The organism is Halorubrum laminariae (assembly GCF_024494655.1).
GTDB classification, from domain to species: Archaea; Halobacteriota; Halobacteria; order Halobacteriales; family Haloferacaceae; genus Halorubrum; species Halorubrum laminariae.
Map to the genome: position 1 here is coordinate 361,409 of NZ_JANHDL010000003.1, position 14,028 is coordinate 375,436.

Genomic DNA, 14,028 nt, shown 5'->3' on the forward strand with positions numbered 1-14,028 from the left:
GACACCGATATCACCGCGTGGTTCAGCCTGATTCGAGTATACAGAATAAATGAGGGTGCGACGTGGCTCGTTGAGAGTCGTGATCAGCAACGTCTCACAAACGCGAAGCGCGGCAGCAGACGCGGTTCTCTCCGGCCAGCAGAACCATGCAGAATTACAGACATATGTGTGTAATTACGTGGTGTTCCTACCAACGGAAATTCGCTGCCAACGTCACGGATGATTGCCAGATGTACGCAGCCGAGGAACGACCGATAGCTCATTTCGCTATATGGGAGAACGGGCGAATGATCCGTACACTCATCGACGAACGGGACGGCCGGCCGTGACCGGCAGGCCTCCCTAGAGTATCGATCGGACTGCGGTTACTCGGGCACGACGAGCACTCTGAGGTCGTTGACGTTGGTGCCTGTCACTCCCGAGATCAGGAGCGCGTCGCGTTCGTCGAGGAACGGATACACGTCGTTGCCGGCGAGCGCGGCGGTAGCCGCACGCGCGTCCTCGCTCCCCGCGATCGTCTCGGCGGTGACGAGTGCTCCAGCGGCGTCCGTCGCGCCGTCGATACCGTCGGTGTCGACGGCACCGAGCACCACATCGTCCGGGAGATCGAGCGCAGCGCTCACGGCGAACTCTTGGTTCGGGCCGCCGGTCCCGTCGCCGTGAACCGTCACCGTCGTCTCGCCGCCGGAGAGGATGACGGCCGGGGGCTCGATCGGGTTCCCGGTTATTCGTGCCTCCTCCGCGAGCGCGACGTGCGTCTTCGCGGCCTCGCGTGCCTCACCGCGGACCGACCGCGACAGGATCATCGTCTCGTATCCGGCGTCGTCGCACGCCGCGGCCGCGGCCGAAAGCGCCGTGAATCCGTCGGCGAGAATGTGGACGGACACGCGGTCGAATACCGCCGATGGATCGGTAGCCACGTTCTCGTCGGTCGAGTCGTCGTCGTCGACCGATCCGTCGCTCGCAGCTGATTTCGACTCGAGATAGTTGACGACGGCGCTCGGCGCGTCGACGTCGTAGTCGCCGAGGACGTCGAGAGCGTCGCTCGCGGTGGTCGGGTTCGGAGATAGCGGTCCGCTGGCGACGACCGCCGGATCGTCCGAGGTGACGTCGCTGAACACGAGACCGATCGTCGTCGCGGGCGCGAGCGCCGCGGCCAGACCGCCGCCTTTCACGTCCGAGACGGCGCGCCGGACCGTGTTTATCGCCTCGATCGGCGCGCCGCTCCGGAGCAGCGAGTCGGTGAGTTCCGTGAGCGCGTCCAGACCGATGTCGCCGCTCGGAGCCGTGAGAAGCGCGCTCCCGCCGCCACTGACCGCGACGAGCGCGAGCGTGTCCGCGTCGCACTCGCGGGCGCGGTCGAGAAGCCGACGCGTACCACTCACGTTCGACTCGCTCGGGAGCGGGTGGGTTCCCTCCACCATCTCGACTGCTCCCGCCGGAGCCGGGTCGTCGGTGACGACGACCCCGCTGTCGATGCGGTCACCGAGACGGTCGTGGAGCGCGGCCGCGACCCGGCCGGCTGCGTTGCCGCCGCCGAACACGAGGATCTCGTCGTACGCCGAGAGGTCGACGGTCTGGTCGGCAATTTGCAGCGTTTCGACGTCGATCGTCACGTCCGACGCGATCACCGATCGCGGGTGCGCCGCGTCGATACCGGTTTCGAGCGCGTCGAGCGCGACTCGGCGGGGCGATCGCTTTCCCCCGCTCCCTGCGGGGTCTCCGTCGTCGGTGTCGTACTCGCGGTCAAACATACCGGCCTTTCCGCGGGTCACCCTATAAACGTTGACCCTCGTACGAGTGTCGCCGTCCGCCGAGCGATTTTCGAGCGACTTCGACCGCATCTCGACGTGTCCCCCACGTTTATATCGGGCGCGTCGGAGGCGTAGGCATGGACACACTCGACGACCTCGTTGTGCCCGAGGCGACCGTCCTCGAAGCCTGCGGCGACACGCCGCTGCCGGAGTTCGGCCTGATCGAGCGCGCCTGGGACACCGACCCGATCCCGAGCGACCGCGTCGAATCAGCCGCGACCGAGGCGGTCGCGTCACTCGACTTCGACGGCGTTCCCGAAGGCGGAGCGGTCGCCGTCGGGGCGGGGAGCCGCGGGATCGACAACCTCCCGTCGATCGTGCGCGGAGTCGTCACGGGAATCGAAGCGGCGGGATACGACCCGTTCGTGTTTCCGGCGATGGGGAGCCACGGCGGCGCGACCGGCGAGGGCCAGCGCGAGATGCTCGAATCGCTCGGCGTGACCGAGGCGGCGATCGGCTGTGAGATCCGATCGAGCATGGATGTCGTATTGGTCGGTGAGACCGCAGATCGCGGCGTCCCCGTGTACGCGGACGCACACGCGGTCGAGGCCGACGCTATCGTCCCGGTCAACCGGGTGAAACCGCACACTGACTACGACGGGCCCGTCGAGAGCGGCCTCTCGAAGATGCTCGTGATCGGCATGGGGAAACAACGCGGTGCGAAAACGGCCCACGAGTGGGCGATAGACTGGAGCTTCCGGAACATGATCCCGGAGATCGCGGAGAAACTGCTCAGCGAGTTGCCGGTCGCGGGTGGGGTCGCCGTCGTCGAAGACCAGTTCGACGACACCACGCTGATCGAGGGAGTCCCGCCGTCCGGCTTTCTGGACCGCGAGGCCGAACTGCTGAAACGCGCGTACGACCTCCTCCCGACCGTTCCGTTCGACGACGTAGACGTATTGGTCCTCGATCGGCAGGGGAAAGACGTCAGCGGACAGGGAATGGACACGAACGTGATCGGCCGGCGACCGTTCGCGATCAATGAACCGGCACCCGAGCAACCGGACATCAAGCGGATCTACGTGCGGGGACTGACCGAGACGACCCACGGGAACGCGATGGGGATGGGGTCGGCGGACTTCGTCCATCGAGACCTCGCGGCCGACCTCGACAGTTCGACCTCGCTTATCAACGCGATCACGGCGAGCACGACGCGCGGCGTCCGCCTCCCCCCGGTCGTGGAAACCGACCGCGCCGGACTCGTCGCGTCGCTGTCGACGGTCGGCGTCGTCGATCCCGACACGGTACGAGTGCTCCGCGCCACTGATACGATGCGGCTCGACCGGCTGTACGCCTCGCCCGCGCTCGTCGACGCAGCTCGCGAGCGCTCGGACCTGCGTGTTGTCGCCGAGCCGTCGCCGATCGCGTTCGACGACGGAGGGTTCGCGGCACCGACTCCCCACGAGACGAGCGACGACAGCTGAAAACCCATCCAGATCGATCGCTCACACCCACACCGGACAGAAGTATCAGAATAAAATATACATATTATAATTGAGTATTCGGGAGTGGAGAGGCGTTCGTGATGTAACCGAGAGCGCGGCATCGCTTTGCCTGTATAGAAACGCTTTCCCACACAACTCCGGACAATGGAACTGATATGGACCTAGCCATCGACGGCAACGCGGCACTCGTCACCGCGTCGTCAAGCGGACTCGGCAAGGCGTCGGCGAAGGCGCTCGCTCGCGAGGGGGCAAACGTTGTGATCAACGGCCGCGACGAGGACCGACTCGACGCCGCGCTCGAAGAGGTGGAAGCGGTAGCGTCAGGAGAAGTCGTCGCCCAGTCCGGCGATCTGACCGACCCGGAGGACATCGAGACGCTCGTCGAGACGACCGTCGACGAGTTCGGGACCATCGACCACCTCGTCACCAGCGCGGGCGGACCGCCGTCGGGCGCGTTCCTCGACACCGACGACGACGACTGGGAGGACGCCTACGAGCTGCTCGTGATGAGCGTCGTGCGGCTCGCACGCGAAGCCGAGCCGTACCTCAGCGAGGGCGACGGCGGGACGATCGTCACCATCACGTCGAGCAGCGTCAAGGAGGCGATCGACAGCCTCGTCCTGTCGAACTCCGTCCGCATGGGCGTCATCGGCCTCGAAAAGACGCTCTCGAAGGAGTTCGCGCCCGAGGTGCGCGCGAACGCCGTGCTCCCCGGCTCTCACGAGACCTCGCGGATCGAGAACCTCGTCAACGCCGCGCTCGAACGCGGCGAGTACGACTCCTACGAGGAGGGGCTCGACGAGTGGGCGCAGAATCCGCTCGAACGCGTCGGCGACCCGATGGAACTCGGTAACACTGTCGCGTTCCTCTCATCGCCGAAATCCGGCTACATCAACGGTGCCGCCCTGCCCATCGACGGCGGCTCGACGCAGTCGAACCTCTAACGGTCGAAAGGCGGCCCGCATTCCGGCCGGACTGGAGGCGACCCGCGTTCTCGGTGCGCTCCGGCACTCTTTTGTCGTGGCACACGATCGGGTGTCACCGGAAGGAGCTATCGCCGACCAAGTCGATCGTCCTCAAATTTGTTTCGAGTATAGTATGATTTCTACTACATGAAAATATTTGTATATTACGCGGTAGTCACTCGAAGGACGGGTCGCGTTTCTCCAAGAAGGCCCGCATCCCCTCGCGCTGGTCGTGCGTGCCGAACAGCCCCGACCACGCGCGTCGCTCCACGGTAAGTCCCGTCGCCGCGGAGCCGTCACCGGCCGCGTTCAGGGCCTCCTTGGCGGCGCGCATCGCCGTCGCCGACTGTGCCGCGAGCCGCTCGGACAGTTCGTCGATCCGGTCGTCAAACGCGTCGTCGTCGACGACCTCGCCGACCAGACCGATGTCGGCAGCCGCGATCGCGTCGATCCGCTCGCCGAGGAAGATCAGTCGGCGGGCCGTCTCGTCGCCGACGAGCGCGGGGAGCCGCTGGGTTCCGCCCCATCCGGGTATGATCCCGAGGTCGATCTCGGTCTGTCCGAAGACGGCGCTTTCGGCGGCGACCCGCAGGTCACAGGCGAGCGCGAGCTCGCAGCCACCGCCGAGCGCGTAGCCGTCGACGGCGGCGATCACGGGCGCGGGGAACGACTCGATCGCGTCGGAGACCCGATGGCCGAGCTCGGCGTACGCCTGTGCCTCCGGCGTCGACAGGTCGACCATGTAGGAGATGTCCGCGCCCGCGACGAAGGCGTCGTCGCCCGCGCCGGCGAGGACGACCGCGCGCGCGTCTTCGGCCGCTGCCGTCGCGAGCCCCTCCTCGATCGCTTCGAGCGTGTCGACCGTGAGAGCGTTGAGCTGTTCGGGTCGGTCGATGGTCAGGGTCGCCACGTCGCTGTCAGTGTCGATGTCGACTGTGATCGTGTCCCACGTCATATCCACCCCTCACGGAGGAGCGTGAAAACCGTTCGCCAGCCGGAACTCGCCGGCCGGGTGACCTCCGCCCGGTTGGTTCCCCGGTCACGACCGCACCGGGAGTCAGATCTCCTCGCGGCTGTCGATCTCGGTGTAAATGAACCACGCGGCCGTGTACGCGCCCATGAAAAGCAGATAGCCGAACACGAGCCCAACGAGCTGTCGGGACCCGAGCCCGCCCGGCAGCGTCCGCGAGAGAATTCCCAGCGCGACGGCGAACACGACGAGTGAGAACACTCCAGAGAGGGCGTACACGCCGAGGTCGGAGGTGAGGCGATCGCGCACGACTCGGTCTACGGAGCCGATTGATAAACAGTCGTCGGTCGCTTCGTTGCCGCTCGGTGGCTCGCCCGTCTCAGTTGCACGGATTGCAACCCATATATGCCCCCCGGGCATACGTGGGAGTATGAACGGGAACCGGTTCGGTCGACTCTTCCAAGTGACCACCTACGGCGAGAGCCACGGCGACGCGATGGGCGTGACGGTGTCGGGCGTGCCAGCGGGCGTCGAACTCGACGAGGAAGCGATTCAGGCACAGCTTGACCGGCGCAAACCGGGCCAGTCGATGATCACGACCTCGCGGGGCGAACCCGACGAGGTCGTCGTCAACTCCGGCGTGCAGGACGGATACACGACCGGAACGCCGATCGGGATGGTGATCCAGAACAAGGACGCACGCTCTGGCAAGTACGAGCCGTACGTCACCGCGCCGCGCCCCTCGCACGGCGATTACACCTACTCCGCGAAGTTCGGCACGCGCAACTGGGGCGGCGGCGGGCGCTCGTCTGCGCGTGAGACGGTGAACTGGGTCGCCGCCGGCGCGGTCGCAGAGCAGGCGCTCGACGCCTCCGACTACGACGTGGAGATCAAAGCCCACGTGAACCGGATCGGCGACGTCGAGGCCGACGAGGTAAGCTTCGAGCAGATTCTGGAGCACTCGGAGGAGAACGACGTGCGGTGTGCAGACCCCGAGGCGGCAGCCGAGATGCAGGAGCTGATCGAGCGGTACCAAGAGGAGGGAGACTCCATCGGCGGCTCCATCTACTTCGAGTGTCGGGGTGTCCCGCGCGGGCTCGGCGCGCCGCGCTTCGACGGCTTCCCGAGCCGGCTCGGGCAAGCGATGTTCTCGATCCCGGCGACGACGGGCGTCGAGTTCGGGCTCGGCACGGACGCGGTCGACGTGGCCGGAAGCGAGCGCAACGAGGACTGGACGTTCGACGACGGCGAGTCGTTCGACCACGTCGAGAGCGAGGAAGGCGACCCGGTCCCTGTCGGCAACGACCACGGCGGGCTCCAGGGCGGGATCACCACCGGCGAGCCCATCTACGGCGAGGCGACGTGGCACGCGCCCACCTCGATCCCCAAGAAGCAGCGTTCCGCCGACTGGGAGACAGGGGAGGAGAAGGAGGTCCAAGTCGTCGGCCGACACGATCCCGTGCTCCCGCCGCGGGCCGTCCCCGTCGTGGAGGCGATGTTGTACTGTACCGTCCTCGACTTCATGCTGCTCGCCGGCCGGATCAACCCCGACCGCGTCGACGGCAATCCCGGACAGTTCGACACCGACTACCACCCGAGCAGTCCGGAGAACGAGTAGCGGAGACGCGCGGTGCCGTCGTGCCTCTCCCTATCCCGCCTCTCGCGTCGCCGGAGTGGTAGACCGGCGCGCGTGATCCGAGGGGCAGCGTCCCGAGGACGCGCGCGAGGGAGGCGAGGGGACCCGCCGGGACCGCCGGCGGGTCACCGAGACCGAGGCTGGGGAGGCGTGAGGTGCGGTCGTGGTCGTCCGTCTGCTCCCCCGATCTTATCTCTCAGGATCTCTCAGGCGACCACTCGCAGGCGTCGCCAGCGGTCAGGTCGTTTTCGTCGACGTACGTCGTGAGACACGCGTAGTTACAGAAGTACGTCGGCGAACCGCAGTCGTCGTCGCAGTCCCGCACGCAGATCGGATCGTGCTCGAAGATTCGCGATCCGCAGTGGGCGCACGTCTCGTCGGCCGAAGGCGTCGAACGAGTTGTAGACATGCTCAACCACAGAGCGTGCCGCGATGAAAGTGTGTCGCGGTCGCGTACGGCTCACACCACGATGACCGCGTCGACGACGACGAGCAGCACGAACCCGACGAGAAAGGCCGCGGTCGCGGCGTCGGCGTGGCCGTGACCGTGCGACGAGGGGATCAGCTCTCGAAACACGACCGCGAGCATCGCGCCCGCGGCGAACCCGGAGGCGACCGGGAACAGGCCGGTCGCGACCGAGACGAGCAGAAACCCGAAGGCGGAGGCGACTACCTGCGGCACGACGCCGGAGAGCATCGTGTACCAGACCACGCGCAGATTCGACATCCCGGTCTCCGCCATCGGCACCGCGAACGCGAACCCGTCTGGCACGTTCTGGAGCCCGATCACGACCGCGAGAAGCAGCGCGACTTCCTCCAGTCCGGAGGCGAACGCGACGCCGATAGCCAACCCCTCCGGCGCGTTGTGGAGCGTGATCGCGCCGCCGATGAGCAGTGCCTTCCGGAACGAGGTCTCGCGGGCCGAGTCGACGAGGCTCGTCGGATTCAGGCTCTCTGCGTCGTCCGCGGACGCACCACCCTCCGGTAGCCACGCGCGGTACTGCGCGTGGAGGTGCGGAATCGCGTAGTTGCCGACGAGGAGCCCGCCGCCGCCGACGAGCACGCCGGCCATCACCGCGGCGAGCGTCCCTTCTTCCATCCCCGGGAGAATCAGCCCGAAGACGCTCGCGGCGACCATCAGTCCGGCCGCGAGCCCGAGAGCCGCGTCGTAGACGCGGTGTGTGACGCGAGCGCGGACGAACACGGGCAGCGCACCGATTCCCGTCGCGACGCCCGCGATGCCGCTGATGGCGACGACGCCCGTGAGATCCGTCATGCCTCCGGGTCGTGCGGCCCTCCGCTTAAAAAACTCTGTCCCGGCAACAGTCTGTCGAACTCACGCGTCGACGATCCCGCGAAGGTCTCCGCCGTACACCCCGATCGCAACGGCCGCGGTCGCGAGCGCGCCGACGGGGATCACGGTGAGCCACCCCGCCGTCGTCCCGATGCCGAACCGCAGCGCGAGGCCGACCGACACCCACAGGGAGGCGGCCGCGGCGAGCGCGAGGAGCCCGCCGGTGACGCGTCGGTCTTCGCGGCCGAGCACGACGCCGGAGATCGCGCTCCCCGCGGCGAGGAGGTGAAAGCCGATGGCGAGCGGCCACGCTCGGATCGACGGCGGGAGCGACGAGAACGCCCGCGGCTGGTCGAGGAAGTAGCGCCACACTGGGTAGCCTGCGATATCACCAACACTGCCGATATCGCCGACACCGCTCGCACCGCCGGTCCCCGCCGCCCCGGTGATGTTGAGGAACCCCCAGAGGCTCACGACCGTGAGATCCTCACCGGGGATCACGGCCATCGGGACCACGAGAAGGGCAGCGGCGAAGAACGCTCCCGCGAGCGGCCCGCGCGCACGGAGCCGGCCGGCACGGGCGGAGCGGTCAGCGGGTGACGAACCCGTCATGGTTCGTCTCGGGCCTCTGCGGGTAAGTATAGTCCGGAGTGAGGCGTGACGCGAGGCGTCTGTCACAGCGTCCGTCGCAGTAGAGGGTCGCACCCGCGTGAACGCGCAACGCTCTTTATCGCGGGGACGACTCATCCGGTATGCGAGTCACCGTCGTCGGCAGCGGCTACGTCGGAACCACTCTCTCGGCCTGCCTCGCTGACGCGGGCCACGACGTGACCGCCGTCGACATCGATCCGGACGTGGTCGCGGCGCTCAACGACGGCCGCGCGGCGATCCACGAGCCGGGCCTCGACGACCTGCTGGCCAAGCACGTGGACGGTAGCCTCCGGGCGACGACCGCGTACGACAGCGTTCCCGACGCCGACGTGACGTTCTTGGCGATCGGCACGCCCTCGAACGCGGACGGCAGCATCGACCTTGGCGGCCTCACCGCGGCCGCCGAGATGACCGGCGAGGCGATCGCGGCGGGCTCCGACGCTGATCCGGATCGTGACACGGCGGCCCGCCACCTCGTCGTAGTCAAGAGCACGGTCACGCCGCCGGGAGTCGCCGAGATCAGAGCGGCGCTCCGAGCGGGTGCGGGCGAGGCCGCCGACCGCGTCGAGCTGGCGACCAACCCCGAGTTCCTCCGCGAGGGCTCCGCAGTCGACGACTTCCAGCACCCCGACAAGCTCGTCTTCGGGACCGACTCCGCGTGGGCGACGGAGCGGTTGGAGTCGCTGTACGACCCGATCGTCGCGGCGGCCGACGGCGACGTGCCGATCGTCCGCACCGATCCCGAGACGGCCGTGATGATCAAGTACGCCAACAACGCCTTCCTCGCGTCGAAGATATCGCTCGTGAACGACCTCGGAAACATCTGCAAGCGGTTCGGCATCGACGCCTACGAGGTGGCCGACGCGATCGGCCTCGACGACCGCATCGGGGCGAAATTCCTGCGTTCGGGCGTGGGGTACGGCGGCTCGTGTTTCCCCAAGGATGTCGACGCCATCCGCGCTGCGGCCCGCGAAGCGGGATACGAACCCGCACTGTTAGACGCGGCCGTCGCGGTGAACGACGGCCAGCCGGAGCGCATGCTCGACCTGCTCGACGCCCACGCCGATGTCGCCGGCGAGCGCGTCGCGGTGCTCGGGCTCGCGTTCAAGCCCGGCACCGACGACGTGCGCAACTCTAGGGCGATTCCCGTCATCGATGGCCTGCTGGAGCGCGGTGCGAACGTCGTCGGCTACGACCCGGTCGCAACCGAGAACATGCGGGAGCACTTCTCGGGCGAAGATATCGAGTACGCGGATTCGGCCGCGGCCGCGCTCGACGGGGCGGTCGCCGCGCTCGTCGTCACTGACTGGGACGAGTTCGCGGCGCTCGACGACGGGTTCGACGCGATGACGGCCGCGCCCGGATCGGCCGAACCGGTCGTCGTCGACGGCCGTCGGATCGTCGAGCGCCGGGACGGGATCGCGTACGAGGGATTGACGTGGTAGGTGTCGGTCGATCCCCTCCGATTTTATGTACCAGTGTCATGTACTCCCGCGTATGGCAGCCCTCCAATCGCTCCGACCGGCAGTCAGCAGCATCGTTCGGAATCCAATACTCGTCGGCGTCGCGGCACTGTTCGCCGTCGCACAGCTCCCGAGCCTCCTCGTTCCGCCGTCTCGGCCGGTGCTCTCGATGGCCGTCTCGCTCGGGATGTTCGGCGTGTACGTGCTCGTCCTCCCCTTCGCTCAGGGCGGCTTCCTCGGGATGGCGGACGAGGCGGTCGCCGGTCGGACCCGACTGGGAACGCTCGTCAGCGTCGGCAAGGAACACTACGTCTCCCTGTTGATCGGCTACCTCGTCCTCCTCGCGTTGAACTTCGCGTTCGGCTTCCTTGCCTTCTTCGGGGGCATGGCCGTCCTCATCGGCGGCGCGTACACCGCCGGCAGCGCGGGATCCGGAGGGTCGAACGCGGGGGGAACCGGGGGAATGGGTGGCGTCGAGGCGGGAGCCGGCGGCCTCGGCATTGATCCCGGCGTCCTCGCCGCGGCCGCGCTCGTCGGTCTCGGGCTCCTGCTCGTGTACTTCCTCGTGACGTTCTTCGTGCAGTTTTACGCGCACGCCGTCGTCCTCGACGACACCGACCTCGTCGCCGGGTTCCGGCGCAGCGCCGGACTCGTCCGGCACAACCTCCTCAGCGCCGCCGGCTACACTCTGCTCCTCCTCGTGGGAGGGACGGTCTTCGGTGGGATCGCTGCCGTCTCGTCATCCGTGGCCGCGGTCGTGTTCGGCGGCGGAATGCCCGAGGGCAGTCCGATCGCCGAGCTGCTCCCGACGGCGTCGCCGGTGATCGCGGGGGTCGGTCTGATCGTGTACGTCGTCCTCATCGGACTCGTCGGCGCGTTCTACGGAACGTACTCGGTCGCGTTCTATCGGTCGATCTCCGATTCCGCCGCGTGACACCGCCGGACTCCCACGGCAGCCCCCGATCGTTCCCGATGTTATTTATCGTGGCCTGCATTCTCTCGGAGATGCGCGGCCCATGAACTCATCCCCAGACGCGATCAGCGTTCTCCACGTCGAGGACGATCCGGAACTCGCAGAGATGGTGGCGACGTTCCTCGAACGCGAAGACGACCGGATCGCAGTCGAGACCGCGAGCAACGCGAGCGAGGGACTGGACCGCATCGACGGCGACATCGACTGCGTTGTCTCCGACTACGACATGCCCGGCCGGAACGGTATCGAGTTCCTCGAAGCCATCCGCGACGATCATCCGGACCTCCCCGTCATCCTCTACACGGGCAAGGGCAGCGAGGAGGTCGCGAGCGACGCGATCGCGGCCGGCGTCACGGATTACCTCCAGAAGGAGAGCGGAACCGGCCAGTACGCCGTCCTCGCGAACCGGATCACCAACGCGGTCGAGCAGTACCGCACCGGCCAGCGGGCCGCGGAACTCGACCGGATCCGCACGCTCGTAAGCGACATCAATCAGGCGATCGTGCGTGCGGACTCGCTGACGACGGTCAAAACGCGCGTCTGTGAGATCATCAGCGAGTCCGATCCCTATCTCTTCGCGTGGATCGGCGAGGTCGATCCCGAGACGAACCGTATCGAACCGCAGGTGTCCGCGGGCAAGGAACGCGGCTACCTCGACGAGATCACCATCACGGCCGACGAGAGCCCTACCGGACGGGGCCCCGCCGGCACGGCGATCCGCGAACGGCGGGTCGCCGTCTCGCAGAACGTCGCCGAAGATTCCGACTTCGAACCGTGGCAGGCGGACGCGATCGAGCGGGGGTTCCGAGCGGTCGCCGCCCTCCCGCTCGAATATCAGGACACCCTGTACGGCGTGCTCGCCGTCTACGCCGACCGCCCGAACGCCTTCGACGCGAGCGAGCGCGAACTCCTGGCCGAGCTCGGAGACGACGTGGGGCACGTCCTCCACTCGTTCGAGGTGCGATCGAGACTCCGCGCGGAGCGTGATTTCATCGAGCAGGCGCTCGACTCGCTCAACGACGTCTTCTACGTCATCAACACCGACGGGACGTTCCGCCGGTGGAACGATCACCTCACGGCGACCACCGGTTACACGGACGAGGCGCTCGAAGAACTGCAGGCGACCGATCTCTTCCCCGAGGACGAGCAAGCCCGGATCGCCGCGGCGATCGACGAGGTGTTCGCCACCGGCGAAACGACCGTCGAATCCGCGTTCCTGACCAAAGATGGAACACGCATCCCCTACGAGTTCACCGGGTCACGCCTGACCGACCGCGACGGCGACCTGATCGGACTCATCGGGATCGGCCGGGATCTCACGGAGCGCAAACACCGCGAACAGCAGTTGGCGCGACTCGTCGATAACCTTCCGGGAATGGTGTACCGATGTGAGAACGCACCCGGATGGCCCATGGAAGACCTCAGGGGCGAGGTGCGGGCCCTAACGGGCTATCACCCGTCCGAGTTGGAGACCCGATCAGACGTGTACGGTGAGAAAGTCATCCATCCCGACGATCGAGACGCGGTGTGGCGGACGATACAGGACGCGATCGACGGGCGCGAGCCGTTCGAGGTCACCTACCGAATCCGCACCAAAGACGGGGAGATCAAATTGGTGTGGGAACGCGGTCAGGGGGCGTATACCGACGACGGCGACGTGGAGGCACTGGAGGGGTTCGTTACGGACGTAACCAAGCGGGAACGGCACAGGCGAGCGATCAACGCGTTACACGAGACCGCGGAGTCGGTCATGCGCGCCGAGACGCCGGAGCGAGCCGCGGAGATCGCCGTCGACACCGTTCACGATGTCCTCGATATGCCGGCGAGCGCCGTCCACCTCTACGACGAGGCGGAAGACGAACTCGCGCCGGCGGCGTGGACGGCGCTGACCGAGGAGATCGTCGGCGAACCGCCGGTCTTCGCGTCCGGCGAGGGGCTCGCCGGAAAGGCGTTCGAGACGGGTGAATCGCTGATATACGGCGACATCTCGACGGCCCCCGAGCGCTTCAACCCCGACACTCCGGTCCGGAGCGAGATGCTCCTCCCGATCGACGACCACGGCGTGCTCCTGATCGGCTCGACCGAACTCGAAGCGTTCGACGAGGTGGACGTGTCGCTCGCGGAGACCGTCGCCGCGCACACGACGACCGCGCTCGATCGCATCGAACGCGAGTGCGAACTCGAACGGCAGAACGAACGGCTCGACGCGTTCGCCAGCATCGTTTCTCACGATCTGCGGAACCCGTTGAACGTGGCCAGCGGGTACCTCGAACTGTCCCGCGCCGAGTGTGACAGCGAGCATCTCGACGCGGTGGCCAAAGCGCACGATCGAATCGGATCGCTCATCGACGATCTGCTGGAGTTAGCGCGTGAGGGCGCGGCTGTGACCGATTCGGAGCCGGTGGATCTGGCCCGTCTCGCCGAGGACTGCTGGGAGAACGTAGACACCGCGTCGGCGACGTTACGGGTCGACGCCGACGCCACGTTGCGGGCCGATCGGAGCCGGCTCGCACAGGTGCTTGAGAACCTGATCCGGAACGGCGTCGAACACGGCGGCGACGACGTGACGATCGCGGTCGGCGGTCTCGACACCGGGTTTTACCTCGCGGACGACGGCCCCGGAATCCCCGAAGACGACCGCGAGCGGATCTTCGAGTCCGGGTACTCGACGCGTGCCGACGGAACCGGGTTCGGCCTCGCGATCGTTCGAGAGATAGTCGACGCACACGGCGCGGAGATCCGAGCCACCGAGAGCGAGACCGGCGGAGCCCGCTTCGAGATCACCGGTCTCGAACGGATCGAGTAGCCGAGGCGAGC

Annotated in this window: 12 protein-coding genes; 6 read left to right on the plus strand and 6 right to left on the minus strand. The window is 67.2% G+C overall.

What is annotated here, in order from left to right:
- Positions 1 to 365 precede the first annotated feature (365 nt).
- Positions 366 to 1,754: a glycerate kinase type-2 family protein gene (locus NO887_RS07860; RefSeq protein ID WP_256417909.1), complete on the minus strand. Its 1,389-nt coding sequence runs from the start codon at positions 1,752 to 1,754 to the stop codon at positions 366 to 368.
- 137 nt (positions 1,755 to 1,891) lie between these two features.
- On the opposite strand from NO887_RS07860, the gene NO887_RS07865 reads away from it, so the two are divergent.
- Together NO887_RS07865 and NO887_RS07870 are read left to right on the plus strand one after the other, a co-directional pair.
- On the plus strand, positions 1,892 to 3,238 hold the full coding sequence (locus tag NO887_RS07865) for a nickel pincer cofactor-dependent isomerase, group 22 (protein ID WP_256417910.1): 1,347 nt from the start codon (positions 1,892 to 1,894) through the stop codon (positions 3,236 to 3,238).
- A 176-nt stretch (positions 3,239 to 3,414) separates the two neighbouring features.
- On the plus strand, positions 3,415 to 4,203 hold the full coding sequence (locus tag NO887_RS07870; RefSeq protein ID WP_256417911.1) for an SDR family oxidoreductase: 789 nt from the start codon (positions 3,415 to 3,417) through the stop codon (positions 4,201 to 4,203).
- A gap of 196 nt (positions 4,204 to 4,399) precedes the next feature.
- On the opposite strand, the gene NO887_RS07875 is transcribed toward NO887_RS07870, so the two are convergent.
- Entirely contained in the window at positions 4,400 to 5,179 is a 780-nt protein-coding gene (locus NO887_RS07875; RefSeq protein ID WP_256417912.1) for an enoyl-CoA hydratase/isomerase family protein, read from the minus strand.
- Positions 5,180 to 5,281: 102 nt separating this feature from the next.
- A complete protein-coding gene (locus NO887_RS07880) occupies positions 5,282 to 5,503 on the minus strand; it encodes a hypothetical protein (protein WP_256417913.1) in 222 nt (73 codons plus the stop codon).
- A 121-nt stretch (positions 5,504 to 5,624) separates the two neighbouring features.
- Here NO887_RS07880 and aroC point away from each other — a divergent pair, with 121 nt between their 5' ends.
- The gene (aroC, locus tag NO887_RS07885; protein ID WP_256417914.1) at positions 5,625 to 6,812 is read left to right on the plus strand and encodes a chorismate synthase; all 1,188 of its coding nucleotides are present in this window, start codon (positions 5,625 to 5,627) and stop codon (positions 6,810 to 6,812) included.
- Positions 6,813 to 7,026: 214 nt separating this feature from the next.
- Here aroC and NO887_RS07890 read toward each other — a convergent pair whose 3' ends face one another.
- The 3 genes from NO887_RS07890 to NO887_RS07900 are packed head-to-tail and all read right to left on the minus strand — an operon-like array spanning position 7,027 to position 8,736.
- Positions 7,027 to 7,239, minus strand: a complete 213-nt coding sequence (locus tag NO887_RS07890; protein ID WP_256417915.1) for a hypothetical protein — start codon at positions 7,237 to 7,239, stop codon at positions 7,027 to 7,029.
- A 51-nt stretch (positions 7,240 to 7,290) separates the two neighbouring features.
- Complete coding sequence (locus NO887_RS07895; protein ID WP_256417916.1) at positions 7,291 to 8,106, minus strand: ZIP family metal transporter; 816 nt, start codon at positions 8,104 to 8,106, stop codon at positions 7,291 to 7,293.
- 60 nt (positions 8,107 to 8,166) lie between these two features.
- Positions 8,167 to 8,736 (minus strand): TIGR04206 family protein, encoded by a 570-nt coding sequence (locus NO887_RS07900; protein WP_256417917.1) that lies wholly within the window; start codon positions 8,734 to 8,736, stop codon positions 8,167 to 8,169.
- Positions 8,737 to 8,876: 140 nt separating this feature from the next.
- Here NO887_RS07900 and aglM point away from each other — a divergent pair, with 140 nt between their 5' ends.
- The 3 genes from aglM to NO887_RS07915 all read left to right on the plus strand — a co-directional run bounded on the left by aglM (position 8,877) and on the right by NO887_RS07915 (position 14,017).
- Positions 8,877 to 10,220 carry a UDP-glucose 6-dehydrogenase AglM gene (gene aglM, locus NO887_RS07905; protein WP_256417918.1) on the plus strand — a complete coding sequence of 448 codons (1,344 nt, stop codon included), beginning with the start codon at positions 8,877 to 8,879 and terminating at the stop codon, positions 10,218 to 10,220.
- A 52-nt stretch (positions 10,221 to 10,272) separates the two neighbouring features.
- A complete protein-coding gene (locus NO887_RS07910; protein WP_256417919.1) occupies positions 10,273 to 11,172 on the plus strand; it encodes a DUF7847 domain-containing protein in 900 nt (299 codons plus the stop codon).
- Positions 11,173 to 11,254: 82 nt separating this feature from the next.
- On the plus strand, positions 11,255 to 14,017 hold the full coding sequence (locus NO887_RS07915) for a GAF domain-containing protein (protein ID WP_256417920.1): 2,763 nt from the start codon (positions 11,255 to 11,257) through the stop codon (positions 14,015 to 14,017).
- Positions 14,018 to 14,028: the final 11 nt, after the last annotated feature.